Here is a 25156-nt window from a genome sequence, read left to right on the forward strand (position 1 = left end):
TAAGTGCGGTGAAGGCCACCTTCAGAAACTCTACGTTCCTGAAGGTGGCCTTCACCGCGTTCGGGGGCCGGCCGCGTCGGGACCGCGGCTGCGCCGTTCGGCGGATACGGTGTTCCCATGTCCGACGCCGTGTTCTTCTCCTCCTTCGAAACGGGTGATCCGCAGCCCGCGGATCCCGCCCTCGTCGTGGACACCGGGCCGGACCGCTCCCCCACGGCCAAGACCGGCGTCGGCTTCACCGGGGCACGCGCCCTCCGCTACGGCTCACCGGCGCGCGCGGTGCTGTTCGAGGTCGACGTCCCCGTCACCGGGCGCACCGAGCTGTCCTACGTGGTGTTCCCGGCCGCCGACGGGGACGTCCCCGCCTACCACGCCACCCGGGTCAGCCTCGACGTCGAATTCGCCGACGGCACGAGCGCCGGGTTCGAGCCGGTCGACGACAAGACGCTCTGGGTGGACCAGTGGAACCCGGTCCGCCGCCCGCTGGGCGCGTTCGCCGGACGCCGGATCCGAAGGATCGTCCTGCGCACCGACACACCGGACGACAGCACCGGGTGGATCGACGACGTCCGCGTCGCCGAACGTCCCGGGCCGCCGCGGGATCCGGTCGACTTCGTCCGCACCACGCGGGGCACGCACTCCAGCGGCGACTTCTCCCGGGGCAACAACTTCCCGGCCACCGCGGTGCCGCACGGCTTCAACTTCTGGACCCCGGTCACCGACGCCGGGGTCACCAACTGGCTCTACTCCTACCACCGCCACAACAACGCCGAGAACCAGCCGGCGCTGCAGGCCCTCGCGCTGAGCCACCAGCCGAGCCCGTGGATGGGCGACCGGCACACCTTCCACGTCATGCCCGGCACCGGCCCGGTCGAGCCGAAGCGCCGCAAGCGCGCGCTGGCCTTCTCCCACGCCGACGAGACCGACTCACCGCACCACTACGGCGTCCGGTTCGCCAACGGGATGACCGCCGACCTCGCCCCGACCTCGCACGCGGCGATCCTGCGGTTCACCTTCCCGGACAAGCACGGCTGGCTGCTGTTCGACAACGTCCGCAACCGCGGCCGCCTGCGGCTCAACGCCGACACCGGCGTGATCAGCGGGTACACCCGGGTCCGCAGCCGGCTCTCGGCCGGGGCGCGCCGGATGTTCGTCTACGGCGTCACCGACGCCCCGGCCACGCGGGGCGCGAAGGTCCGCCGCCCGCCGTGGCGGCGCGTGTCGGGGTACTTCGAGTTCGACGGGCCCGACGCCACGCTGCGGATCGCGACGTCGCTGATCAGCCTCGCCCAGGCCAAGCGCAACCTCGAACTGGAGATCCCGGCCGGGACGACGTTCGAGGAGGTGCGGGCGCGGGCCAGGCAGCTGTGGCAGGAGCAGCTCGGCCGCGTCGAGGTCGAAGGCGCGACCGACGACCAGGCCACCACGCTCTACTCGAACCTGTACCGGCTGTTCCTGTACCCGAACGCCGCGCACGAGAACACGCCGAAGGGGATCCGGCACGCGAGCCCGGTCGTGCGGCGGCGGTGGCCGAGCACCCGGCGGCGCACCGGCGCGAAGGTCGTCGACGGCGAGCTGTACGTCAACAACGGCTTCTGGGACACCTACCGCACCACCTGGCCGGCGTACGCGCTGTTCACCCCGGAGCAGTGCGGGCGGATGATCGACGGCTTCGTCCAGCAGTACCGCGAGGGCGGCTGGATCTCCCGCTGGTCCTCACCCGGCTACGCCGACCTGATGACCGGGACCAGCTCCGACGTCGCGTTCGCCGACGCCTACCTCAAGGGCGTGCGCGACTTCGACGTAGAGGCCGCCTTCGACGCCGGGCTGAAGAACGCCACCGTCACCCCGCCGCACCGCGCGGTCGGCCGCAAGGGCCTCGAGGAGTCGATCTTCCTGGGCTGGACGCCGGTGTCGGTCCACGAAGGACTGTCGTGGGCGCTGGAAGGCTGCATCAACGACTTCGGCCTCGCCAACCTCGCCGACGCCCTCGCGCGGGAAAGCGAAGGCGAGCGGGCCCGCCGTTACGCCGACTACGCGGCCTACTTCCGCGAGCGCGCGAAGCACTACGTCCACCACTTCGACCCGGAGATCGGGTTCTTCCAGGGCCGCCACCGCGACGGGCGCCGCAAGTTCGGGCTCGCCGGCTACGACCCGGCGGCGTGGGGCGGCGACTTCGTCGAGACCAACGCCTGGAACACCGCCTTCACCGCACCCCACGACGGCCCCGGCCTGGCCGCCCTCCACGGCGGCAACGCCGGGCTCGAGGCCAAGCTGGACGAGTTCTTCGCCACCCCGGAGACCGGACGGCGGCCCGGCGCGTACGGCGGCCTGATCCACGAGATGACCGAGGCCCGCGACGTCCGCATGGGCCAGTACGGGCACTCCAACCAGCCCTCCCACCACATCCCCTACGTCTACAACCTCGCCGGCGCGCCCGCGAAGACCCAGCGCCTCGTGCGGGAGGTGCTGCGGCGGCTCTACCTCGGCAGTGAAATCGGCCAGGGCTACCCCGGCGACGAGGACAACGGCGAGATGTCCGCGTGGTACCTGTTCAGCGCGCTCGGCTTCTACCCCCTCGCCGTCGGCAGCCCGCGCTACGCGATCGGGTCGCCGTTGTTCGAGAAGGCGACCGTCCACCTGGGCGACGGCAAGAAGCTCGTCGTCCACGCGCCGGGCAACACCGACGAGACCGTCTACGTCCGCGGGCTCATGGTGAACGGCGAGCCGCACGAGGACACCTCGATCGCGCACGCCACCCTCGCCGGCGGCGCCGAACTGGTCTTCGACCTCACCACCGAACCCACCGGCTGGGGCACCCCGCCGCCACCCGCCGAGCCACCGGACCCGGTCACCGACCTCACCGGCACCGTGACCAGCGCCGAAGCCAAGAACGTCGGCGCGCTGGCCGACGACACCACCCGCACCCAGGTCACCTTCCGCAGCGCGACGCCGTCGATCGAGTTCGCCGTCACCGGCGAGCCCCGCCCGGTCACGATGTACACGCTCACCTCCGGCACCCGCTCCGGCGACCCCAGCGCGTGGGTGCTGGAAGGCTCCGCCGACGGGACCGACTGGACCACGTTGGACGAGCGCGAAGGCGAGCTGTTCCGCTGGCGGCGCCAGACCCGGCCCTTCGCCCTCGCCGCCCCGGCCGCGCACGCCCGCTACCGGCTGCGGATCACCGCCACCCGCGGCCGCCGCACCACCCTCGCCCAATGGGAGCTGCTCGCCCGATGAACCGGTTCCGCCTCGCCGCCCTCGACCGGCTCGCGGCGGCCGACCCCGGCCTGGTCCGGCTGCGGCTGGCCGGGTCCGCGGTGCTCGGCATCGTGCTCGCCGTGGGCGCGCTGCTGCCCGCGCACCTGCCGCTCACCGTGATGCTCGTCGGCGCCATCGCCGCGATGATGACGGCGTTCACCGTCAACGACGCCACCCCGGGCGCCCAGGGCGTGACGCTCGCGCTGGCGTTCCTGACCGGCGCCGCGTCGATCACCACCGCCAGCCTCGGCTCGGCGCTGCCGCCGCTGGACAGCATCGTGTTCGTCCTGCTGATCTTCGTCGCCGTCTACGCCCAGCGCTTCGGCCCGCGCGGCACCGCGCTCGGGTCGATCGCGTTCTTCCTGTTCTTCTTCCCGATGTTCCTGCAAGCCCACCTCAAGCAGGTGCCGCAGCTGCTGCTGGCGCTGGCCGTGGGGGTGCTCGCCAACGCCGTCGTCCGGTTCGTCCTGCTGCGGCACAACGCCGAAGCCGAGTTCCTGCGGGTCCGCCGGGCCTTCCGCGCCCGGCTCGCCGCGGTCGTCCGCGCCACCGAAGCACACCTGGCCGTCGGCGGCAGCGACCGGACCCGCAAGCAGCTGCGGACCTCGCTGGCCCGGCTCCACGAGTGCGTCCTGCTCATCGAGGACGCCGCCCCCGACGTCGTCGACGCCCGCGCCGCCGACCGCCTCCGCCGCCGCGCCATCGAAGTGGAACTGGCCGTGCAGTGGCTGGCCAGCACCGTCCAGCGCACCTGCTCCGACGAACTCGGCACCGAAGTCCGCGACGACCTCATCGCCCGGCTCGCCCGCTTCCGCGCCCTCATGGAACGCGACCCGCGCGAGCTCCCGCTGATCAGCCAGACCGGCGAGTACAGCCGGATGCTCGTCGAAGGCAGCCGCATCGACGAGCACGCCGCCCCGGGCGACGGCGTCCGCAAGGCACTGGCCGAACTGGCGCTGGCCGACGACCGGGCCCAGCGCGCCGCCGTCCCCGAGGCCACGGTGGACCCGCTCGAGGCCGAAGCGGAGGAGCCGGAACCCCGGTTCGCCTACGACAACCGGACCCGCAGCGCCATCCAGGCCGTCGTCGGCGGCGGGCTCGCCGTGCTCGGCGGGGAACTGGTCTCCCACCAGCGCTGGTACTGGGCCGTGCTCACCGTCTTCGTCGTGTTCATCGGCGCCTCCAGCGCCGGCGCCACCTTCGTCAAGGGCGTCCGCCGCCTCGGCGGCACCCTGATCGGCATCGTCGGCGGCGTCCTGCTCGCGCTGCTCGTCGGCGGGAACACCCCGGCGACCCTCGCGCTGATCCTGGTCTGCGTGTTCGGCATGGTCTACACCGCGCGCGTCTCGCAGGTGGTGATGGCGTTCTTCATCACCAGCATGCTCGGCCTGCTCTACAGCCTGCTGGGCACGTTCAGCCTCGCCGTGCTCTGGATCCGCGTCGCCGAAACCGCCGTCGGCGCGGCCGCGGGGATCCTCGCCGCCGTCGTCATCGTCCCGGTCCGCACCCGCGCGGTCATGCTCGACGACATCGCCGAGGTGCTCGACGAGCTCGAAGAGTTCCTCGAGCACGCCCGCGAACTCCTCGCCGGGGAGGAGAACGTCAACATCATCGAGCTCTCCCGCGACCTCGACCGCTCGGTCGAGGTGGTCCGGACCACCATCGAGCCGCTGACCCACCCGGTCAACCTGCGCAGCGCCCGCCGCGACTACGGCTGGCACGTGCTGACCACCCTGGAGACCATCGCCTTCCGGGCCCGCCACGTCGCCGCCCGCGCCCAGCCCGGGATGCTCGCCGGCGCCGACACCGACCGGCTCCGCCAGTTCACCGGGCGGCTGCTGGCCAACATCGACGTCCTGCGCAAAGCGCTCGACGCGCCGGGTGGCCCCACACCCGGCACGCTCGTGCGCGACGACGGCACCCCGGTCTCCGACCGGATCGAGCAGGCCGAAACCCGCGCCGTCCTCTCCAGCCTCAGCCACCTCGACGAGGCGCTGGTCTCCCTCGGCCGCGTCTTCGGCCTGCAGGCCACCGACCCACGGGCCCCGGCGAAATAGCGGTCCGGGGCGGCGCGGTTGCCTGGCCGCGCCGCCCCTCTTCACCTTCTCCGCCTCACCCGGAGCCGGAGCCGATCAGGGGCAGACCAGCCACGCGAAGTGGTACACCGTGGTGATGCTGCCGTCGGTCGAGTCCATCGTGACGTAGCTCGTCGTCTTCTTCGGATCCGACGTCCCGGCCGCCGCGCGCAATTCCGTGTTGATGTTCAGATTGCGTTCCTCGCCGCACGGCTTGAACACGATCGCACCGACCTCCGTCGAATCGGTGAAATGCCAGTCGTCTTCGAACGGACCCGTCAGCGGGTGCTGCACGTACGCCGTCGGCGAATTTCCCTGGAAATAGTAGTTCGCTCTTTCCAGCCCGGTCGCTCCCCGTTCCAGGTGGGCGAATCCGCGGTAGTCCGCCTGCGCGATTCCGTAGGTGAAACCCTGCGGGACGTGCACCCGCAGGCCGATCTGGCAGTTCTTCCTCGCGTCCAGCGGGCCGGCACCGATCCCGACCAACGCCGTGTAGGCGCTGTACGTCACGGTGAACGCCGTGTTGTCCTGCGAGACCGCCACCGCCGACGTGCCGGTCGGGCAGCCCGTGCCGATGGCGTTCACCACGTCGATGACGATTTTGTCGGGCGGCGGAGGAGTGTTCCACGAATGCGGGGCGACCACTGAGGACAGCGCCATTACGGCAGCAACGACCGCAGACAGCATCGGAATCCTTCCCAATACATTCGAATTGGGTACGGGGGCGCCGACCATGGTAGCGAAAGGATCATGGTCGCCAACGCCACTGAACGGAGCAACACCCCACAGTCGTCCCACCACGCGGTATACCGATAATTTCGGAACCGCATTCTCGGCGACACCGAATAATACTATCGGAAAACGATTTCGCGCCCCCGGACCGCCGCCCGCCGCACCCGATCACCGCGTGACGTCCGGGCTTGATCGTTTCACCGCGCCAGCAGGACCCCGGCCTCCCCCAGCGTTCCGACCGCCGCCGGCGACCACGGTCCCGCCGTGATCACCACCGCGTGCCCGATCCCCCACTCCGCGAACTCCGCGCACCGCGCGGCGAACGACGCCGCGGACTCGCCGGGCGCGAGCCGGGTGCTGATCGTCTTCTCGATCTCCCCGTACGGCCGCCCGGCCTCCTCGCAGTGGCGCGCGAGGACGGCCAGCTTGTGCCGCACGGTCCGGCCGCCGTCGGGGACGTCGAAGACGTTGCACGCGTCGGCGTAGCGCGCGACCAGCCGCAGCGTCTTGCGTTCCCCCGCGCCGCCGATCAGCACCCGCGGCCGCCGCAGCGGCCGGGGGTTCCCGACCGGACGGTCGAGGCGGTGGTGGGTGCCCTCGAACGGCGACTCGTCCCCGGCCCACATCCGCAGCGCCAGCCGCAGCGTCTCCTCCAGCCGCTCGAACCGCTCGCCCACCGGCGGGAACGGCAGGCCCATCGCCCGCGCCTCGCCGTCGTGGTGCCCGGTGCCGATCCCGAACCGGGCGCGGCCGCCGGAGAGGACGTCCAGTGTCGTGACCGCCTTGATCAGCAGCGCCGGCGGCCGGAACGTCACCGCCGAGACCATCGTCCCCAGCCCGATCCGGTGCGTCCGGGCGGCGAGGAACCCCAGCGTCGTGTACGCCTCCAGCATGGCCGAGTCCGGCGTGCTGTTCGGGTCGGCCTGCAGCAGGTGGTCGGCCACCCACAGCGTGTCCAGCCCGGCGTCCTCGGCCGCCACCGCGACGGCCGCGAGCTCGCCGGTCAGGTCCTCCGGCCACGAGAAGTCCGTGACCCCGATGCTCAACCGCACGGCTACCCCCTCGTCAGCAGTTCCAGGTTGTGGCCGTCCGGGTCTTCGAAGTAGACCCCGCGGCCGCCGTCGAGGCCGTTGACTTCGCCGGCCCGCTCGTGGAACGGGTCCGCCCAGTAGGTGATCCCGGCCCGCTCGATCCGCGCCAGCGCGGCGTCGAAGTCGTCCTCGTCCACCAGGAACGCGTAGTGCTGGCTGGTCACCCGGTCCACCCGCAGGTAGTCGAGCGTGACGCCGTTCGCGAGCCGGATCGGCACGAACGGCCCGGTCACCGGGCCCACCTCCAGGCCGAGCACGCCGGCCAGGAACCCCGCCGACTTCTCCCGGTCCGTGGCGCACACGATCGTGTGGTTCAGTTCGACGCCCATCACCGCTCCCCGGCCGGGGCGAACGGCGGCGGCCCGCCGATCGGGCTCAGGTGCATGCCGGCCAGGCGCCAGCGGTCGTCGTCGCGGACCAGGATGTGCGTGGCGCGGAACCGGCCGTTCACCGGGTTCCCGCGGTGCCGGGCGACCTGGTCGTGCACGCCGATCGCGAGGGCGGTCGTGCCGAAGTCGCGGACCTCGACCTCGTCCCACGTCAGCTTCTCGGTCACCAGGTCCCCGCCGCCGTAGCGCGCGAGCCACTGCTCCCGGTCCAGGACGAAACCCAGCGGGCCGACGAGGCGGAACCCGTCGACGACCAGGCCGGCCAGTACTCCGGTGTCGCCCCGCTCCTCGGCCGCGGCCCAGACCCGGCCGAACTCGCGGACCTGCTCTTCGGTGCTCATCGTGCTCCCCTTCCGGCTACCGGTTGACGAGCACAACGTTAGATATCTAATCGTTCGATGTCAAACGCTTAGAGTTCGATGCATCTGCGGTACGGTCCCCCCGTGCCCCAACCCACCACCACCCCCATCGGCGTCGTCCTCGCCCGCACCGCCAAAACCGCCGGCCGCGCCTTCGACCAGGCCCTCGCCACCGCCGGCGGCTCCCAACCCGTCTGGCAGATCCTCATCTCCCTCAAAACCCGCACCGTCGCCAACCAGCGCGAACTCGCCGACGCCGTCGGCATCCAAGGCGCCACCCTCACCCACCACCTCAACGCCATGGAAACCACCGGCCTCGTCACCCGCCGCCGCGACCCCGAAAACCGCCGCGTCCACCTCGTCGAACTCACCGAAGACGGCGAACAGCTCTTCCACCGCCTCGCCACCGCCGCCATCGCCCACGACCAACGCATGCGAAAAGGCCTGTCCGACGCCGAAATCACCCAGCTCGCCGACCTCCTCCACCGCCTGGCGGCGAACGTCACCGACAACTGAAAAGCGAACTGTGACAAACGGGGCCTCGCCCCGGCCGAGGGCTTCGCCACCCGGACCCCCAAAGCGATCCTCACAACAGTGACTGGACGCACCCGACCCGCAACGCCCAGGAGGGATAGGCTCCACAGCACTAGCCAAAGTCGTCTCAAGCTGGAGAACCGCAATGACCCAAGCCCCTGTCAACGTGACCGTCACCGGCGCCGCCGGCCAGATCGGCTACGCGCTGCTCTTCCGCATCGCCTCCGGTCAGCTCCTCGGCCAGGACGTCCCGGTGAAGCTGCGGCTCCTCGAGATCCCGCAGGCGGTCAAGGCGGCCGAGGGCACCGCCATGGAGCTCGACGACGGCGCGTTCCCCCTCCTGTCCGGCATCGACATCTTCGACGACCCCAAGCAGGCCTTCGAAGGCACCAACATCGCCCTCCTCGTCGGCGCCCGCCCCCGCAGCAAGGGCATGGAGCGCGGCGACCTCCTCGAAGCCAACGGCGGCATCTTCAAGCCCCAGGGCGAAGCCATCAACGCCGGCGCCGCCGACGACATCAAGGTCCTCGTCGTCGGCAACCCCGCCAACACCAACGCCCTCATCGCCCAGTCGCACGCCCCCGACGTACCCGCCGACCGCTTCACCGCGATGACCCGCCTCGACCACAACCGCGCCCTCGCCCAGCTCTCCAAGAAGCTCGGCGTCCCCGTCACCGAGCTCAAGAAGCTCGCCATCTGGGGCAACCACTCCGCCACCCAGTACCCCTCGGTCCAGCACGCCGAGGTCGGCGGCAAGAGCGTCGAGGTCGACCAGGCCTGGCTCGAAAGCGACTTCATCCCCACCGTCGCCAAGCGCGGCGCCGCCATCATCGAAGCCCGCGGCCTCTCCTCCGCCGCTTCCGCCGCCTCCGCCGCCATCGACCACGTCTACACCTGGGTCAACGGCACCCCGGCCGGCGACTGGACCTCCGCCGGCGTCGTCTCCGACGGCTCCTACGGCGTCGCCGAAGGCATCATCTCCTCCTTCCCGGTCACCGCCAAGAACGGCAAGTACGAAATCGTCCAGGGCCTCGAGATCGACGACTTCTCCCGCGCCCGCATCGACGCCTCCGTCGCCGAACTCGTCGAAGAACGCGACACCGTGAAGAAGCTCGGCCTCATCTGAGCCCACGCACACCCCAAGGGCCGCCGTCCACACCGGACGGCGGCCCTTTCGCGTCCCGCGAACACCGCACGCCCACAGCGAAACCCACCCCGCCACGAGCAACCCCGGCCCTAACGTCGGCCCATGACCCTTCTCGCCCTACCCGACATGCACACCCCCAACCAAGCCCCCGACGAATCCGTCTACCAGCAGCTCCTGCGCGACCGCATCGTCTTCCTCGGCTCCGAAGTCAACGACGAAGTCGCCAACCGGATCATCGCCCAGCTGCTCCTCCTCGCCGCCGACGACCCCGCCAAGGACATCACCTTCTACATCAACTCTCCCGGCGGTAGCGTCACCGCCGGGATGGCCATCTACGACACCATGCAGCTCGTCAAACCCGACGTCTCCACCTGGGGCCTCGGCTTCGTCGCCTCCATGGGCCAGTTCCTGCTCTCCTCCGGCACCCCCGGCAAGCGCTACCTCCTGCCCAACACCCGCATCGTCATGCACCAGCCCTCCGCCGGCATCGGCGGCGCCGCCACCGACATCGCCATCCAGGCCGCCGTCTTCGGCAAGATGAAACACCGCATCGCCCAGATCACCGCCGCCCAGACCGGGCAGACCGTCGAACGCATCACCGCCGACGCCGACCGCGACCGCTGGTTCGACGCCGACGAAGCCCTCACCTACGGCTTCGTCGACCACATCGTCACCCACGAGCGCACCGCGACCGCCTGACAGCGGGACGGCGGGGAATGCCAGCCCGCTGTGCGTTCCCCGCCAGCCACCCCCGCCACGCTCGACCGCATGACGATCACCTTGAAGCCCCACAGCACCGTGCTCTTCACCGGCGACTCCATCACCGACCTCTGGCGCCCCGAAGGCGAAGACCGCTGCGCCTACCCCGCACTGGCCGCCGGCGAATGGTGCTTCCGCCACCCCAGCCGCCCCATCACCTGGCGTAACACCGCCCACGCCGGCAACACCGTGCCCGACCTCGAAGCCCGCTGGCGCACCGACGTCCTCGACGCCCGCCCCGACCTGGTCTCGATCCTCGTCGGCGTCAACGACAACGGACGCCACACCTTCCACCCGCACGTACCCGAGGTCTCCGCGGACGAGTTCGCGGCGGGCTACGACCGCCTGCTCGCACCCCTCGCCGCCACCGGCACGCAGCTGATCCTCATCGAACCGTTCCTCATCCCGGTCCACGGCGACGTCGAAGCCGGGATCCACCGCGCGGGCGAAGCCGAAGAGGTGATCATCGGCGACGACGTCCGCCAGGCGTGGCGGGCCGGCCTCGACCCCAAGATCCGGGCCGTGCGGGAACTGGCCCACGAGTACGGCGCCGCCCTGCTGGCCGCCGACCGCATGTTCGCCGAACTCAGCGCGGCGGCCGGGGCCGAACACTGGTCCGAGGACGGTGTACACCCGACACCGGCCGGCCACGGCGCACTAGCGCAAGCCTGGCTCGACCTGGTGGCCTAGGCAACCTCCCTCGTCGTTGCTCTTTTGGGATGTAGGAAAAGCACTGCGGGGCTGGTTTTTCGAAAAACCAGCCCCGCAGTATAGGACGTTATACAGTTGAAGAGTCAGACTCCGCCGAGACCGCGGCGGGCGAGCAGTGGCTCGATCTCCGGGTCGCGGCCGCGGAACGCCCGGAAGGCGTCCATCGGGTCGATGCTGCCTCCCCGGCCCAGCAGGGTGCGGCGGAAGTGGTCGCCGTTCTCGCGGGTCAGTCCCCCGCTCTCCCGGAACCACTGGACGGTGTCGGCGTCGAGGACTTCGCTCCAGATGTAGGAGTAGTACCCGGCGCTGTAGCCGCCGCTGAAGATGTGCGCGAAGTAGGTCGTGCGGTAGCGCGGCGGGATCGCCTCGACGGCCACGCCGGCCTTCACCAGCGCGTCGGTCTCGAACCGCTGCACCTCTCCCACCCGGTCGTCGACGCCGAGGCCGTGCCAGGCCTGGTCGAGCAGCGACGCCGCGAGGTACTCGGTGGTGGCGAAGCCTTCGCCGTACTGCTGGGCGGCGAGGAGCTTGTCGACCTGCTCCTGCGGCAGGGCTTCGCCCGTCTCGTGGTGCTTGGCGTAGTTGGCCAGCACCTCCGGCCACAGCATCCACATCTCGTTGACCTGCGACGGGTATTCGACGAAGTCGCGCGGGACGTTGGTACCGGAGAACGTCGGGTAGCGGACCGACGAAACCAGCGCGTGCAGGGCGTGGCCGAACTCGTGGAACGCCGTGACGACCTCGTCGAAGGTCAGCAGGGTCGGCTCCCCCGCCGGCGGCTTGCCGACGTTGAGGACGTTCACCACGACCGTCTTGCGGTCCAGCAGCTGCGACTGGTCGACGAAGGTGTTCATCCAGGCGCCGCCGCGCTTGGCGTCGCGGGCGTAGAGGTCGAGCAGGTACAGGCCGAGCGCGGTGCCGTCGGCGTCGAAGACCTCGAAGGTCCGGACCTCCGGGTGGTACTTCGGGAGGTCGTGCCGCTCGGTGATGGTCAGGCCGTAGAGCTTGCTCGCGGCGAAGAAGACACCGTCGAGGTAGACGCGGTCGGCCTCGAAGTAGGGCCGCAGGGCCTCGGTGTCGACGTCGAAGCGCTCACGGCGGACCTGGGCGGCGTAGAAGGGCCAGTCCGACGGGCGCAGCTTCGCGCCCGGCACGTCGGCTTCCAGCAGCTGCTGCAGCTCCGCGGCTTCGGCGCGGGCGTTCGCGACCGCGGCGGGCGCCAGCCGCTCGAGGAGCCCGGCCGCGGCTTCCGCCGTCTTGGCCGTCTCGTCGGCGATGACGTACGCCGCATGGTTCGGGTAGCCCAGCAACGCGGCGCGCTCGGCGCGGAGGCGGACGATCTCGGCGACGACGCCGTTGTTGTCGAAGTCGTTGCCGCTGTTGCCCCGCGCCATCGACGCGGCGTGGATCCGCTCGCGGACGTCGCGGTCGCGCAGCGTTTCCAGCGGCGAGGCCTGGCTCGTCGGCAGGGTCAGCGGGATGACGTACTTGCCGTCCTCACCGCGGGCGGCCGCCGCCTCGGCCGCGGTGGCGATCGCGCCCTCGCCGAACCCGGCCAGCTCCGCCCGGTCCCCGATGACGACGGCGAGCTCGTTGGTGTCCTTCAGCAGGTTCTGCTGGAACTTCGTCTGCAGCGTGGACAGCTGCGCGTTCAGCTCCCGCAGCCGGGCCTGCTCGGCCTCGCCGAGCCCGGCGCCGGCGCGGCTGAAGTCCAGGTGCCGTCGTTCGAGCAGCCGTCGCGACTCCCCGTCCAGGCCGAGCTCGTCCCGCTTCGCGTGCAGGACGTCGATGCGGGCGAACAGCTTCGGGTTCAGGTGGATCGCGTCGTGGTGGGCCGCCAGCTTCGGTGCGAACTCCGCCTGGATGGCCTGGATCTCGTCGGTGCTGTTGGAGCCGGACAGGTTGTAGAACACGCTCGCCACGCGGCTCAGCAGCTCGCCCGCGCGCTCGAGGGCGACGACGGTGTTGTCGAACGTCGGCTCGGCGTCCTGCGCCGCGATCTGCTCGATCTCCGCGGCGTGCTCCGCCAGCCCGGCCTCGAACGCGGGCCGGTAGTGCTCGTCGGCGATCCGGTCGAAGGGCGGCAGGGCGTAGGGCAGCTCGCTGGGTGCGGCGAACGGGTTGTCCGGCGAAATCATCGGCGCAGGCTCCTGGTCGGGTGGGGCACTCGGTCCCGCCACCCTACGTGTTCCGCCGTCGCCGATGTCAGCGCTTTCCGGAGGTGGCCAAGCTCACGGCCCGGTGGTACCACCGACGACGGCGTCGCTGCTCGACGCGGCCTTTTTGCCCCGTTTCGGCTTGCGTTCCGGCTTCGGTTCCGGCGGCACGATGCCGCGCAGATCGCCCCCGTGGTCGTTGACCCGCATGACGAACGGCCGCGTCTCGGTGTAGCGCACGACCGAGATGGACGCCGGGTCGACGACGATCCGCTGGAAGGCGTCGAGGTGCTGCCCGAGCGCGTCGGCGAGGATGGACTTGATCACGTCCCCGTGGCTGCACAGGAGCCACACGGCGTGGTCACCGTGCTCGGCGGTGATCCGCCGGTCGTGCGCCCGCACGGCGGCGACCGAGCGCGCCTGCATCTGCGCGAGGCCCTCGCCACCGGGGAAGACCGCGGCCGAAGCGTGCGCCTGCACGACCCGCCAGAGCGGTTCCTTCGCCAGGTGCTTGAGCTCCTTGCCGGTCCAGTCGCCGTAGTCCACTTCGGACAGCCCGGGCTCGATGGTCTTCCCGAGGCTCCGGGCGGCGGCCAGCGGGCCGACGGTCTGCTTGCACCGCAGCATCGGCGAGACGACGAGCGCGGAAAGCGGCACCCCGTCGAGCCGTTCGACTAGCTTCTCCGCCTGGGCTCGGCCGGTGTCGTCGAGGTTCACCTTCGGGGAGCGCCCGGCGAGGATGCCGGAACCGTTGGCCGTCGACTTGCCGTGCCGGAGGAGGATCACCGTACTCACGGGACCCACCCTACGTGGGGGCCGATCACCCGGCCCCCACGCGGGCGCCGCTCAGTGGCCGACCGGGCCCGCGTTCGGGTCCAGCGCGCCGGTGAAGATCAGCACGAACAGCAGCACGCCCAGCGCCAGCCGGTACACCACGAACGGCACGAAGCTGCGCTTCTTGATGTAGGCCATCAGCCACGCGATCACGATGTACCCCACACCGAACGCCACCAGCGTCGCCAGGATCGTCGGGCCCCACTGGGCCGGTACCTCGCCCGAGCCGATGTCCTTCAGCTTGTACACGCCCGACCCGAATACCGCCGGCAGCGCCAGCAGGAACGAGTACTCCGCCGCCTCCGCGCGGGTGTAGCCCAGCAGCAGGCCCGCGCTCGTCGTGCCGCCCGAGCGGGACACGCCCGGGATCAGCGCGAGCGCCTGGGCGAAGCCGAAGCCCAGGCCGTGCGGGACCGTCAGGTGGTCGAGCGTGCGCTCCTGCTTCCCGATCCGGTCGGCGAGCAGCAGGATCAGGCCGAACACGATCAGCACGCTCGCCGTGATCCGCAGGTCGCGGAACGCGCTGTCGATCTGGTCCTGCAGCAGCAGGCCCAGCACCACGATCGGCAGCGAGCCGACGATGATCAGCCAGCCCAGGCGGGCGTCCGGGTCGCGGCGCCACTCCGGCTTGGTCAGCGAGAAGAACCAGGCCCGCAGGATCTTCCCGATCTTCGGGCCGAAGTAGATGATCACCGCCAGCTCGGTGCCGATCTGGGTGACCGCCGTGAACGCCGCGCCCGGGTCGTCCCAGCCGGCCAGTGCCGCGACGATGCGCAGGTGCGCGCTCGACGAGATCGGCAGGAACTCGGTCAGGCCCTGGACCAGGCCCAGCACAAGTGCTTCGAACCAGCCCACGTCACGCCACCCCCGCCAGCTCGAGCGCTTCGGCGGCGGTGCGCAGCGCAGCGGCCGGCTCCGGGGTGAACGGCGACACCGACAGGGTCGTCACGCCGGCTTCGGCGTATTGGGTCATCTTCTCCGCGATCCGTTCCTTCGGTCCCAGCAGCGACGTCGCGTCGAGGAACTCCAGCGGCACCGCCGCCATCGCCCCCGCCCGGTCGCCGTCCAGGTACTTGTCCTGCACCTCCGCGGCTTCGGCCGCGAAGCCCATCCGGCAAGCCAGCCGGTTGTAGAAGTTCTTCTCCTTGCTCCCCATCCCACCCAGGTAGAGGGCCGCGTACCCGCGCACGGCGTCCGCGCACAGCCGCCAATCCTCGCCCGGCACCAGCGGCACCGTCGGAACGACGTCGAAGCCCTCCAGCGTGCGCCCGGCCCGCTCGGCGCCGGCCCGGATCCGGTCCAGCTGCTCCCCCGCGTGCGCCGGCGAGAAGAACACCGGCAGCCAGCCGTCGGCGAGCTCGCCGGTCAGCTCCAGGTTCTTCGGGCCGATCGCGGCCAGGTAGAGCGGAAGGTGCTTGCGCGCCGGGCGGACGGTCAGCCGCAGCGCCTTCCCCGGACCGTCCGGCAGCGGCAGCGTGAAGTGCTCGCCCTCGAACTTCAGGCGCTCGCGCCGCAGCGCCGACCGCACGATCGCCGTGTACTCCCGGGTGCGCTCCAGCGGCGAATCGAACCGCACGCCGTGCCAGCCCTCCGACACCTGCGGGCCGGACACCCCCAGGCCGAGCCGGAACCGGCCGCCCGAGAGCGTGTCCAGCGTCGCGGCCGTCATCGCGGTCATCGCCGGCGTCCGCGCCGGGATCTGCAGCACGGCGGCACCGACGTCGATCCGGGACGTCTGCGCCGCGATCCACGTGAGCACCGTCACCGCGTCCGAGCCGTAGGCCTCCGCCGCCCACACGACGGCGTAGCCGAGGTCGTCCGCCTGTTTCGCCAGGGCCAGGTTCGCGGGGTCGTTCCCCGCTCCCCAGTAGCCGAGATTGAGTCCGAGTCGCACGGGGCCGAACCCTAACGGGGGCCCTCCGCCGCGACACGACTCACCTTGGTCAGGTTCGCCGGGGCCCGCCCACTAGGCTCGGCGGTCGTGGAAAAGCGACTGCTCGGCCGCTCGGGACTGCGTGTCTCGCGGATGGCGCTCGGCACCATGACCTGGGGTGGCGACACCGACGCGGAGGAAGCGGCCAGCCAGCTGGTCGCCTTCGTCGACGCCGGCGGCACCTTGGTGGACACCGCCGACATCTACGGCGAAGGCGAAAGCGAGCGGGTGCTCGGCTCCCTGCTCGGCGACCTCGTCCCCCGCGAAGACGTCGTCATCGCGACGAAGGCGGTCGCCAAGCGCACCGACGGCCCGTTCGGCGGCGGCGCCTCCCGCGGCGCCCTGCTCACCGCGCTCGACGGCTCGCTCAAGCGGCTCGGCACCGACCACATCGACCTGTGGCAGCTGCACGCCTGGGACGGCTGCGTGCCCCTCGCCGAGACCCTCTCCGCCCTCGAATACGCCGTGACCAGCGGAAAGGTCCGCTACGTCGGCGTCTCGAACTACGCGGGCTGGCAGCTGGCCACGGCCGCCGCGACCGCATCGGCGGTCGCCCCGATCATTTCGACCCAGGTCGAGTACTCGCTGCTGGAACGCGGCGTCGACCGCGAAGTCGTCCCCGCCGCCGACCACCACGGCATCGGGCTGCTGCCCTGGGCGCCGCTCGGCCGCGGCGTGCTGACCGGCAAGTACCGCACCGGCACCCCCGCCGACTCGCGCGGCGCGAACAGCGCGTACGCCGGCTACGTCGAGCACCACCGCACCGACCGCGCCGCCCGGATCGTGCAGGCGGTCGCCACCGCCGCCGACGGGCTGGGCACCTCGCCGCTGGCCGTCGCGCTGGCCTGGGTCCGCGACCGGCCGGGTGTCGTCGCCCCGGTCGTCGGCGCGCGGGACACCGGTCAGCTCACCGGTTCGCTGACCGCCGAAGCCATCACCCTGCCGCCCGCCATCCGGTCCGCGCTCGACGACGTCAGCGCGATCGAAGCCGGCTACCCCGAGCGCTGGCCGCGGTAGGTGTCTGTTGGGTGACACGGACGTGACGGCAAGGGGATCGAGGAGCATGCTGGTGAAGACCATCCGCCGAGGAACAACCGGAGGCCACAGCGTGGGTCGGCTCACCGCCGTGTCGTGGATCGCGCTGCCGCTCGCCGGTGCCCTGGTGCTCTCGGGGTGTTCGTCGGCGCAGTCGACCGGTGACGAGCTGCAGATCGTGGCGAACCCGCAGGCCGCGCGCCCGGCCGTGTCGCCCGTGGTGAGCGTGAAGCCCGCCGGGCAGGTGCTGCCCGGCGGCGCTGTTTCCGCCTTGGCCGTCGACGCGAAGACGTCGACCCTCGTCGTGGCGCTTTCGGAGCCGCCGTCCCTGCGGCTCTACGACCTGAACGCGCTCGCGTCCGCCCCGGTGAATATGCCGTTATACGGCAAGGCGGAGAAGCTGACCGTGACGCCGGGCCGGGTGGAGATCGCCGAGCCGGGTGCGGGTGTGGTGCAGCAGCTGACCCTGCCCGACCGGAAGCTGACCGAGACGAAGACCGGCGGGAAGCCGGCGTCGAGCATCGCGTTCGGCGCGGACCGGCTGGTCGCGATGGGCGACGGCAAGGACATCCGGGTGCTCCCCGCGAGCGGCCCGGCGCGGACGATCGGCGGGCAGCTCTACAGCGCCGACGACGTGGTCGACACCGGCGATGGCGTGGTGGTGCTGGACCGGCTGCGGACGGCGGTGTTCTCGGTCGACGTCGCGGCGGGCAAGGTCGACGAGGGCCTGCGGGCGGGCGACGGTGCCGCGAACGCCGTGGCGGACTCCTACGGGCGGGTGCTGGTGACGGACGTGCGGGCGGGGGCCCTGCTGGCGTTCTCGGCGCGCCCGCTGATCCTGCGGCAGCGCTACCCGGTGCCGGGCGGCGCGTACGGGATCGCCTACGACGCGAAGCGGAGCCTGGCCTGGGTGACGCTGACCGAACGCAACGAAGTGGCCGGGTTCGACGTCCGCGGCGGCGAACCCGTGGAGAAGTACCGGTTCCCCACCGTGCGCCAGCCGGACTCGGTCGGGGTGGACGAGAGCAGCGGCCGCGTGCTCGTCGGCTCGGCCGCCGGAGAAGGGACCCAGGTGATCCAGCCATGACGACGGTCAGCGAGGCGGTGGTCGAAGGGGATTGGGAGTACCGCCGCCTGCATCTCCCCCCGGGCGTGTCCCGGCGCGCGGCGGCGATCCAGCTCTCCATCCACGCGGAGTTCGCGGGCTGGGAACTGCGCACCGTGCGGCTCTACGCCGACGGGACGCGCAGGGTCTGGTTGCGCCGGAAGAAGACCAAGGAAAGCTTGCCGGGCGGGCTCCCGACCTAGCCGAACACCCGGCTCAGCCACTCGCTCCAGGTCTTCTCCTCCACCTCGGCGTCCGCGCCCGGGGTGAAGACGTGGTGCGCCGCGACCATCGGGCCGTGGAAGCCCTTCATGAAGCGGAGCATCGCGTCCGGGGTCCGGATCCCGACCGTCTGGTCGTTGGCCGCGTAGACGACGCCGAGGGAGACCCGGTCGCCCACCGCGGGTCGTGCGGACAGCCCCAGCGCCCGGCCGAGCCGGGTCCACGCCTCGGCCCAGTCCCCCACCGGCGGGCCGAACGCCGTCACCGGGACCGCCGTGCGGCCGGCGAAGTGCGTCACGTACTCGACCAGCGTGCGGAAGAAGAGCGCGCCGCCCGCAGTCATCGCCTCGAACTCGTCCTCCCAGTCGTCACCCGGCAGGAAGCCGCTGGTGACGCAGCGGATGACCGAACTCCCGCCGGCGCGGCCCTCGACCAGGAACTCGTAGGCGATCTTCCGCCCGTCCGGCGCCGGGTCGCTGCCGTAGACGAGCTTCTCCAGCGGTTCCCATTCGCGGATCCGGTACTCGGGCCGGTACCCGCCGAACGCGCCGCGGACCACGCCGCCGGTGCCGCCCTCGACCTCGTTGCGGCCCATGAACCACGAGTCGATGCCCGGGCCGGTGGCGATCGCGTCCCACACCTGCTCGGGCGTCGCGTCGACCTCGGCGACGTCGGTCAGCTCGAACTCACGCCCCACTGGCGGTCTCCTCCGGGATGCTCGGGTGGACGGCGACGACCACCCGGTAACCGCGGCCCTTCTCGGCCGCTTCGTCGTGGTACTTCCCCACCAGCGTGGTGATCGCCGTGGTCAGCTCTTCGGCGAACGCGGCCCGGTCGGCGGGCGAGGCGAAGCGCACCTCGCCGTCGAGCGCGAAGGTCGCGACCCGTTGCTTCGCCTTGGCCGCGCCGGTGATGAGCAGGCCGACGTCGCGCACCAGGCGCCCCGCCACGGCGAGCAGCCACCGGGCCGAGAGCCGGTCGGGTGACTGCGCGGGGTCGGGCTGCACCGCGGCGAGCGCGGCCGGCGAGATGACGTACGACGCCGCCGTCGCCCGCATCATCCGCTCGGTGACGTTGCCCTTGCGCCGCTCCTCGACCAGCTCCACCAGGCCGTGCGACTCCAGCGCCCGCAGGTGGTAGTTGACCTTCTGGCGCGGCAGGTCCACGCGCGCGGCGAGCATCGTCGCGGACGCGGGTTCGGCCAGCTCGGCCAGCAGCCGCGCGCGGATCGGGTCCAGCGACACCTCGGCCGCGGCCGGGTCTTCGATCACCGCCACGGAGAACATGCGCCCAGCTTCGTGCCGAACAGAGAAGTTGTCAAGAAATCTCGTCTTGTCGGTGGACGGCGTTGACGAGGGCGACCACCCGCGGCAGCACCTGCGCCGCCGCTTCCAAGGGGACGACGTGCCCGACGCCCGGCAGCACCACGGCGGTCCCGTCGTCGAGCCCGCCGGCCCACTGCTCGACGTCGGACGCCCGCACGATCCGGTCCCGCTCCCCCACGATCGCCGTCACCGGCACGCCGCCGACCTGCGCCAGCGCCGCGTCGCGCGCGTAGGCGTCGAGGGCCGGGCGGAAGAGCGAGACGGTGTGCGGCCAGTTGCCGCGGATCATCTTCACGGTCAGCTCGACCAGCTCCGGGTCCGGGTCGTCGCCGAAGAGCCACCAGCGCAGGCCCGCGCTGACCGCCCGGCTGGTGCGCTCGCGCACGACCCCGAACAGCTTCGAACCGAGCACCGCTTCGAGGTCGCGCGCCAGTTTCCCCAGCGCGCTGGGCCAGGCCGCCGACACCTCGGTGGCCAGCGTCCCCGACGACGTCGCCAGCAGCACCAGGCCGGACACGCGGGCGGCGAACAGCGCCGGGTGCCGCTGCGACAGCGACATGATCGCCAGGCCGCCCATGTCGTGCCCGACGAGCACCACCCGGCCGCCGGGCACTTCGCGCTCGAGCAGCTCGGCGAGGTCGTCGCCCAGCTGCGCCATGGTCGCGGTGCCGCGCCGCGCCCGCCCCGAACCGCCGTGGCCGCGCTGGTCGTAGGTCAGCACGGCCACCGGCCCCTCGGCCGCGTCCGGGACGAGCGGCGCGATCCGGCCCCAGCTGCGCTGGTCGAGCGCGTAGCCGTGGACGAACACCGCGGTCACCGGCGCGGCCGGGTCGCCCCTGCGGATGACCTGCAGGGGCGTACCGTCGGCGAGCGCGAAGCCGGTCATCAGGACGTGCGCAGGAACCGGTCCAGCACGCGGGTGCCGAATTTCAGCGCCTCGACCGGGACCCGCTCGTCGACGCCGTGGAAGAGCGCCGAGAAGTCGAGGTCCGCGGGCAGCTTCAGCGGCGCGAAGCCGAAGTTGCGGATGCCGAGCTGCTGGAACGACTTGGCGTCGGTGCCGCCGGAGAGCATGTACGGCAGCGTCTTCGCACCCGGGTCCTCGGCCAGCACCGCGGCGGTCATCGCGTCGACGAGCGCGCCGTCGAACGTCGTCTCGACCGGCGGGAGCTCCATCCACTCCTTCTCGATGTCCGGGCCGAGCAGCTCGTCGAGCTCCCGGTCGAACGCCTCGAGCCGGCCCGGCAGGATCCGGCAGTCGACCGCGGCTTCGGCGACCGACGGGATGACGTTCGACTTGTACCCGGCGGTGAGCATGGTCGGGTTGGCGGTGTCGCGCAGGGTCGCGCCGATCATCCGCGAGATGTTGCCCAGCTTGGCGACCGAACCTTCGAGGTCGTCCTCCGGGAAGTCCCAGCCGGTGATCTCGGTGACGCCGGCGAGGAACTCCTTCACCGAGTCGGTGAGCACGAGCGGGAAGCGGTGGTTGCCGAGCTTCGCGACGGCCTCGGCGAGCTTGGTGACGGCGTTGTCGCGGTGGATCATCGAGCCGTGCCCGGCGGTGCCGCGCACGCGCAGCTTCATCCAGCGGATGCCCTTCTCCGCGGTCTCGATCAGGTAGGCGCGGACGTCGTCCTTGAGCGTGATCGAGAAGCCGCCGACCTCGCTGATCGCCTCGGTGACGCCTTCGAACAGCTCGGGCCGGTTCTCGACCAGCCACTGGGCGCCGTACTTGCCGCCGGCTTCTTCGTCGGCGAGGAACGCGAACACGAGGTCGCGCGGCGGCACAACGCCGTTCATCTTGTAGTGCCGGGCCAGCGCGAGCGCCATCCCGCACATGTCCTTCATGTCGACCGCGCCGCGGCCCCAGACGTAGTCGTCCTGGATCGCGCCGGAGAAGGGGTGGACCGACCACTCCGACGGGTCCGCGGGGACCGCGTCGAGGTGCCCGTGGATCAGCAACGCGCCCCGGCTCGGGTCGGCGCCTTCGAGCCGGACGAACACGTTGTGCCGGTTCTTCCCGCCCGATTCCACGTAGGTGATCTCGTAGCCGGCGTCGGTGAGCTTCTCCGCGACGTACTCGGCCGCCGTCCGCTCGCCGACCAGCGTGTCGGGGTCCCCCGTGTTGGTGGTGTCGATGCGGATGAGTTCGCTGGTCAGCGTGACGGCTTCGGCCGCGGCGGCTTCGATGGTGTTCGGTTCGGTCACCGGCCATTCCTATCACCCGGCCGACCGGGCGCGCTGGCTGCGCGCCGAGGTCACAGGTCCGGCGAGATGTCTCCACGTGCTGGAGCCGGAGCCCGCGCCGCTGGCTTGCCCGAAACGCCCGCATCTCTGCCCGCGAGACGGTAATACGTATTACTCCCTTGTCCTCGCGGCCGCCGCGTGCCACCGTCACGGCACACTTCGACGACGAAGGAGCGGCCATGACCCTCACCCGCCGCGGCCTGCTGGCCGGGACCGCCGCGCTCGGCGCGGCCGCACTCCTGCCCGGTGCCGCCACCGCCGCGCCCGCCGGGTTCCCGGACTACCGCTACCAGCGCCTCGCCCTCGTGAAGAGCAAGCTGCGCTACAACCCGACCGGCGAGCTGATCTTCCCCTGCGTCCGTGGCACCAAGGGCCGCATCCCGGGCGCGCTCGGCGCGTACTACCTCTACTACGCGCCGCACGACGCGCCCGGCGGGATCTGCCTGGCGTACGCGGATTCCCTCGACGAGGAGTTCACCGAGTACGCGGGCAACCCGATCATCAAGAACTCCTGGCCCGGCGAGTACTCGGTCAGCCACGTCTCCTCCCCGCACGCGCTGTGGAACGACGACGTCAACCGGCTCTACCTGTACTTCCACGGCGAGAACACGGTGACCCGGCTGGCCAGTTCGGCCGACGGCATCCACTTCACCTACGAGAAGGAAGTCCTTTCGACGCGGCTGCAGCCCGCGGGCACGACCGAGACCTCGTACGCCCGCGTGTTCCGCCACGACCTGCCCGCGAAGAACGCGCGGTACGTCATGGTCTTCATGCTCAACAACACGACCAACCACCGCGACATCGGCTGGGGCTGGTCGGCCGACGCGCGGACGTGGACGTTCTCCCCGACGCCACTGGTGCGCCACACCGACGTCGGCGCGTCCGACATCGGCGGCCCGCACCTGCTGGAGCGCAACGGGAGCACGTACGTCGTCTACAACACCGACATCGCGCACGGCGGGAAGCTGATGATCACCGAGGTCGGGACCGATTTCTCGAAGCGCGACCACCTCGGGGTGTTCCACGCCCCGCTGGCCGGCGCCCCGGACAACGGGCGCTGCGCGGCGCCGAGCTTCGGCACTTACCAGGGCCGCGAGTACATGATCTACGAGGCCGGCGCGCGGCTGGCCGGGAACATCGCCATCGCCCGCGCCGGCTGAGGTCCGGTGGCAGGATGCGGCCATGTCTTCGTTGCCCCTCGACGGCGTCACGGTCGTGTCCTGCGAACAGGCGGTCGCCGCGCCACTGGCCACCCGGCACCTGGCCGACCTCGGCGCCCGCGTGCTCAAGATCGAACGGCCGGGCAGCGGCGACTTCGCCCGCGCGTACGACGAAACCGTGCACGGCCTGTCCAGCCACTTCGTCTGGCTCAACCGGTCGAAGGAGAGCATCACGCTCGACCTGAAGAGCGAGGCCGCGGGTGGGGTGATGGCCGCGCTGCTGGACCGGGCCGACGTCTTCGTGCAGAACTTCGCGCCCGGCGTCGCCGAGCGGCTCGGCTTGGGCGCGGCGGACATCCGCGCGTCCCGGCCGCGGCTGATCACGTGCTCGGTGTCGGGGTACGGCTCGAGCGGGCCCTACCGCGACGCGAAGGCGTACGACCTGCTCATCCAGTCCGAGGCCGGCCTGGTTTCGGTGACCGGGTCCGAGGCGGAGCCGGCGAAGAGCGGCATCCCGGCCGCCGACATCGGCGCCGGGATGTACGCGTTCTCCGGCATCCTGTCCGCGCTCTACGGCCGGGAGCGCACCGGGCAGGGCACGGAGCTGGAGGTCAGCCTGTTCGACTCGCTCGTCGAGTGGATGGGATTTCCGTTGTACTACGCGGGTTACGGCGGAACGCCACCCCCGCGGACGGGCACGAGCCACCCCGCGATCGCGCCGTACGGCACCTTCGCCGCGGGGGACGGCACCGAGCTGGTGCTGGCGGTGCAGAACGACCGCGAGTGGGCGGCGTTCTGCGAGCACGCGGTCGAGCGGCCGGAGTGGGTGACGGACGAGCGGTTCGCGACCGGCAGCGCCCGCGTCGCCGACCGGGCCCGGCTCGAACGCGAAATCGAGGTGATCTTCGCCGGGTTGAGCGGCACGGAGCTGGAGTCCCGGCTGAAGGCGGGCCGGATCGCGCACGCGCGTCGCCGCGAGCTGCCCGATGTCCTGAGCCACCCGCAGCTGACGGCACGCGACCGCTTCGCCGACGTGGCGACGCCGGCCGGGCCGATCCGGGCGACGCTGCCGCCGATCACCGTCCCGGGCCGGTCGCCGCGGATGGACGCCGTACCGGACGTGGGCGAGCACACCGACGCGGTGCTGACGGAGTTCGGCTTCGACGCGGAGGCGTTGCGGCGTCAGGGAGCCGTGTAGCGCATCGGGATCTTGTGGTACCGCGGGTCCGGCCGGCCTCACTCCCCCAGGATCCGCCGGGCGCGGGCGAGCACCGGCTTGTCCACCATCTTCCCGTCCACAGTGGACACCGAATCGCCCGCCGTGACGACACGTCGTGCCCAGGCGCGTTCCGCTTCCGTGGGCTCGAAACCCGCCCGGACCAAAGCAATCTGCCGCGGGTGGACGCACAGCTTCCCGCCGAACCCCAGCCGCCGCGCGTTGCGGACATCGGCGGACAGCCGTTCGTCGTCGCTCAGGTCCGTCGTCACGCCGTCCACCGGCGGGGCCAGACCCGCCGCCGCGGAGGCGATCACCAGCCGCGAACGCGCGTAGGCGAACGGCTCCGGGTCGTCCGGGTCGACGCCGAGTTCCGCCGCCAGGTCGACGCTGCCGAACGCCAGCCGTGACACCGACGGCACGGCCGCCAGTTCACCGGCGCCTTCGACGCCCCGCGCGGTTTCGACCAGAGCCACGACCTCGCGGAACCCGGCGAGCACACCCGGCGTCTCCGCCTTCGGCACCATGACCGGCACCCCGCGCGCCGCCACGAGCGCGGCGTCGGCCTCGAACCACGGCGTGCCCGGGGCGTTGATCCGGACCATCGCCGTGCCGCCGCCCGCCAGCCACTCGCCGACCGCCGCGCGGGCGGTGTCCTTGTCCGCCGGGGCCACGGCGTCTTCGAGGTCTGCGATCACGACGTCGGCGCCGCTCGCCACTGCCTTGGCGAAGCGGTCGGGCCGGTCGCCGGGCACGAACAGGAACGTCGTCGCGGTCATGGTGCCCCGAAGGTATCAAAGGCGACGGGAAGGGTCTTGGACGCGGCGGCGGGGTCCGGCCGAGAGTGGAGGGCGAACCACCACGA

Annotated in this window: 24 protein-coding genes; 11 read left to right on the forward strand and 13 right to left on the reverse strand. The window is 71.5% G+C overall.

Annotated features, from left to right (window positions below; all coding sequences use genetic code 11):
- Positions 1–117: 117 nt before the first annotated feature.
- Together MUY14_RS13765 and MUY14_RS13770 are read left to right on the forward strand one after the other, a co-directional pair.
- On the forward strand, positions 118–3240 hold the full coding sequence (locus tag MUY14_RS13765) for a GH92 family glycosyl hydrolase (protein ID WP_247023382.1): 3123 nt from the start codon (positions 118–120) through the stop codon (positions 3238–3240).
- Positions 3237–5318, forward strand: a complete 2082-nt coding sequence (locus MUY14_RS13770) for an FUSC family protein (protein ID WP_247023383.1) — start codon at positions 3237–3239, stop codon at positions 5316–5318. The genes MUY14_RS13765 and MUY14_RS13770 overlap by 4 nt, the downstream gene beginning before the upstream one ends.
- Before the next feature lie 75 nt (positions 5319–5393).
- On the opposite strand, the gene MUY14_RS13775 is transcribed toward MUY14_RS13770, so the two are convergent.
- The 4 genes from MUY14_RS13775 to MUY14_RS13790 form a co-directional block, all read right to left on the reverse strand.
- The gene (locus tag MUY14_RS13775; RefSeq protein WP_396126850.1) at positions 5394–5996 is read right to left on the reverse strand and encodes a DUF4360 domain-containing protein; all 603 of its coding nucleotides are present in this window, start codon (positions 5994–5996) and stop codon (positions 5394–5396) included.
- A gap of 269 nt (positions 5997–6265) precedes the next feature.
- Positions 6266–7120, reverse strand: coding sequence for a TIGR03560 family F420-dependent LLM class oxidoreductase (locus MUY14_RS13780; RefSeq protein WP_247023384.1), 855 nt, complete (start codon positions 7118–7120; stop codon positions 6266–6268).
- 2 nt (positions 7121–7122) lie between these two features.
- Positions 7123–7488 carry a VOC family protein gene (locus MUY14_RS13785; RefSeq protein ID WP_247023385.1) on the reverse strand — a complete coding sequence of 122 codons (366 nt, stop codon included), beginning with the start codon at positions 7486–7488 and terminating at the stop codon, positions 7123–7125.
- Positions 7488–7889 (reverse strand): nuclear transport factor 2 family protein, encoded by a 402-nt coding sequence (locus tag MUY14_RS13790; RefSeq protein ID WP_247023386.1) that lies wholly within the window; start codon positions 7887–7889, stop codon positions 7488–7490. The genes MUY14_RS13785 and MUY14_RS13790 overlap by 1 nt, the downstream gene beginning before the upstream one ends.
- 102 nt (positions 7890–7991) lie before the next feature.
- Between MUY14_RS13790 and MUY14_RS13795 the strand changes: the two genes are divergently transcribed.
- The 4 genes from MUY14_RS13795 to MUY14_RS13810 all read left to right on the forward strand — a co-directional run bounded on the left by MUY14_RS13795 (position 7992) and on the right by MUY14_RS13810 (position 11037).
- The gene (locus MUY14_RS13795) at positions 7992–8423 is read left to right on the forward strand and encodes a MarR family winged helix-turn-helix transcriptional regulator (RefSeq protein WP_247023387.1); all 432 of its coding nucleotides are present in this window, start codon (positions 7992–7994) and stop codon (positions 8421–8423) included.
- Positions 8424–8586: 163 nt separating this feature from the next.
- Positions 8587–9567, forward strand: coding sequence for a malate dehydrogenase (locus MUY14_RS13800; protein ID WP_247023388.1), 981 nt, complete (start codon positions 8587–8589; stop codon positions 9565–9567).
- 123 nt (positions 9568–9690) lie between these two features.
- The gene (locus tag MUY14_RS13805; protein WP_247023389.1) at positions 9691–10287 is read left to right on the forward strand and encodes a ClpP family protease; all 597 of its coding nucleotides are present in this window, start codon (positions 9691–9693) and stop codon (positions 10285–10287) included.
- A gap of 69 nt (positions 10288–10356) precedes the next feature.
- Positions 10357–11037, forward strand: coding sequence for an SGNH/GDSL hydrolase family protein (locus MUY14_RS13810; RefSeq protein WP_247023390.1), 681 nt, complete (start codon positions 10357–10359; stop codon positions 11035–11037).
- A 104-nt stretch (positions 11038–11141) separates the two neighbouring features.
- On the opposite strand, the gene MUY14_RS13815 is transcribed toward MUY14_RS13810, so the two are convergent.
- The 4 genes from MUY14_RS13815 to MUY14_RS13830 form a co-directional block, all read right to left on the reverse strand.
- The gene (locus MUY14_RS13815; RefSeq protein WP_247023391.1) at positions 11142–13196 is read right to left on the reverse strand and encodes a M3 family metallopeptidase; all 2055 of its coding nucleotides are present in this window, start codon (positions 13194–13196) and stop codon (positions 11142–11144) included.
- 93 nt (positions 13197–13289) lie between these two features.
- On the reverse strand, positions 13290–14009 hold the full coding sequence (locus tag MUY14_RS13820; RefSeq protein ID WP_247023392.1) for a histidine phosphatase family protein: 720 nt from the start codon (positions 14007–14009) through the stop codon (positions 13290–13292).
- Between the two features lie 51 nt (positions 14010–14060).
- Positions 14061–14903 carry an undecaprenyl-diphosphate phosphatase gene (locus tag MUY14_RS13825; protein WP_247023393.1) on the reverse strand — a complete coding sequence of 281 codons (843 nt, stop codon included), beginning with the start codon at positions 14901–14903 and terminating at the stop codon, positions 14061–14063.
- A 1-nt stretch (position 14904) separates the two neighbouring features.
- Positions 14905–15942 (reverse strand): LLM class F420-dependent oxidoreductase, encoded by a 1038-nt coding sequence (locus tag MUY14_RS13830; protein ID WP_247023394.1) that lies wholly within the window; start codon positions 15940–15942, stop codon positions 14905–14907.
- Positions 15943–16029: 87 nt separating this feature from the next.
- Between MUY14_RS13830 and MUY14_RS13835 the strand changes: the two genes are divergently transcribed.
- From MUY14_RS13835 to MUY14_RS13845, 3 genes are all read left to right on the forward strand, one after another.
- Positions 16030–16998 (forward strand): aldo/keto reductase, encoded by a 969-nt coding sequence (locus tag MUY14_RS13835; RefSeq protein WP_247023395.1) that lies wholly within the window; start codon positions 16030–16032, stop codon positions 16996–16998.
- Positions 16999–17089: 91 nt separating this feature from the next.
- Entirely contained in the window at positions 17090–18103 is a 1014-nt protein-coding gene (locus tag MUY14_RS13840) for a YncE family protein (protein WP_247023396.1), read from the forward strand.
- Positions 18100–18324 carry a DUF5703 family protein gene (locus MUY14_RS13845; RefSeq protein WP_247023397.1) on the forward strand — a complete coding sequence of 75 codons (225 nt, stop codon included), beginning with the start codon at positions 18100–18102 and terminating at the stop codon, positions 18322–18324. Before MUY14_RS13840 ends, MUY14_RS13845 begins: the two co-directional genes overlap by 4 nt.
- Here MUY14_RS13845 and MUY14_RS13850 read toward each other — a convergent pair.
- From MUY14_RS13850 to MUY14_RS13865, 4 genes are read right to left on the reverse strand one after another with little or no spacing between them, the layout of a single operon-like run.
- Complete coding sequence (locus MUY14_RS13850; RefSeq protein WP_247023398.1) at positions 18321–19040, reverse strand: SRPBCC domain-containing protein; 720 nt, start codon at positions 19038–19040, stop codon at positions 18321–18323. The two genes, MUY14_RS13845 and MUY14_RS13850, sit on opposite strands and share 4 nt — an antisense overlap.
- On the reverse strand, positions 19030–19629 hold the full coding sequence (locus tag MUY14_RS13855; RefSeq protein ID WP_247023399.1) for a helix-turn-helix domain-containing protein: 600 nt from the start codon (positions 19627–19629) through the stop codon (positions 19030–19032). Before MUY14_RS13855 ends, MUY14_RS13850 begins: the two co-directional genes overlap by 11 nt.
- Before the next feature lie 31 nt (positions 19630–19660).
- A complete protein-coding gene (locus tag MUY14_RS13860; RefSeq protein WP_247023400.1) occupies positions 19661–20554 on the reverse strand; it encodes an alpha/beta fold hydrolase in 894 nt (297 codons plus the stop codon).
- The gene (locus tag MUY14_RS13865) at positions 20554–21876 is read right to left on the reverse strand and encodes a M20/M25/M40 family metallo-hydrolase (protein WP_247023401.1); all 1323 of its coding nucleotides are present in this window, start codon (positions 21874–21876) and stop codon (positions 20554–20556) included. The genes MUY14_RS13860 and MUY14_RS13865 overlap by 1 nt, the downstream gene beginning before the upstream one ends.
- Positions 21877–22094: 218 nt before the next feature.
- Between MUY14_RS13865 and MUY14_RS13870 the strand changes: the two genes are divergently transcribed.
- Entirely contained in the window at positions 22095–23075 is a 981-nt protein-coding gene (locus MUY14_RS13870) for a hypothetical protein (protein ID WP_247023402.1), read from the forward strand.
- Between the two features lie 22 nt (positions 23076–23097).
- Positions 23098–24273, forward strand: a complete 1176-nt coding sequence (locus MUY14_RS13875) for a CaiB/BaiF CoA-transferase family protein (RefSeq protein ID WP_247023403.1) — start codon at positions 23098–23100, stop codon at positions 24271–24273.
- 38 nt (positions 24274–24311) lie between these two features.
- Here MUY14_RS13875 and MUY14_RS13880 read toward each other — a convergent pair whose 3' ends face one another.
- On the reverse strand, positions 24312–25070 hold the full coding sequence (locus tag MUY14_RS13880; RefSeq protein WP_247023404.1) for a CoA ester lyase: 759 nt from the start codon (positions 25068–25070) through the stop codon (positions 24312–24314).
- Between the last annotated feature and the right edge of the window lie 86 nt (positions 25071–25156).

It is taken from the genome of Amycolatopsis sp. FBCC-B4732 (assembly GCF_023008405.1).
Taxonomy (GTDB): domain Bacteria; phylum Actinomycetota; class Actinomycetes; order Mycobacteriales; family Pseudonocardiaceae; genus Amycolatopsis; species Amycolatopsis pretoriensis_A.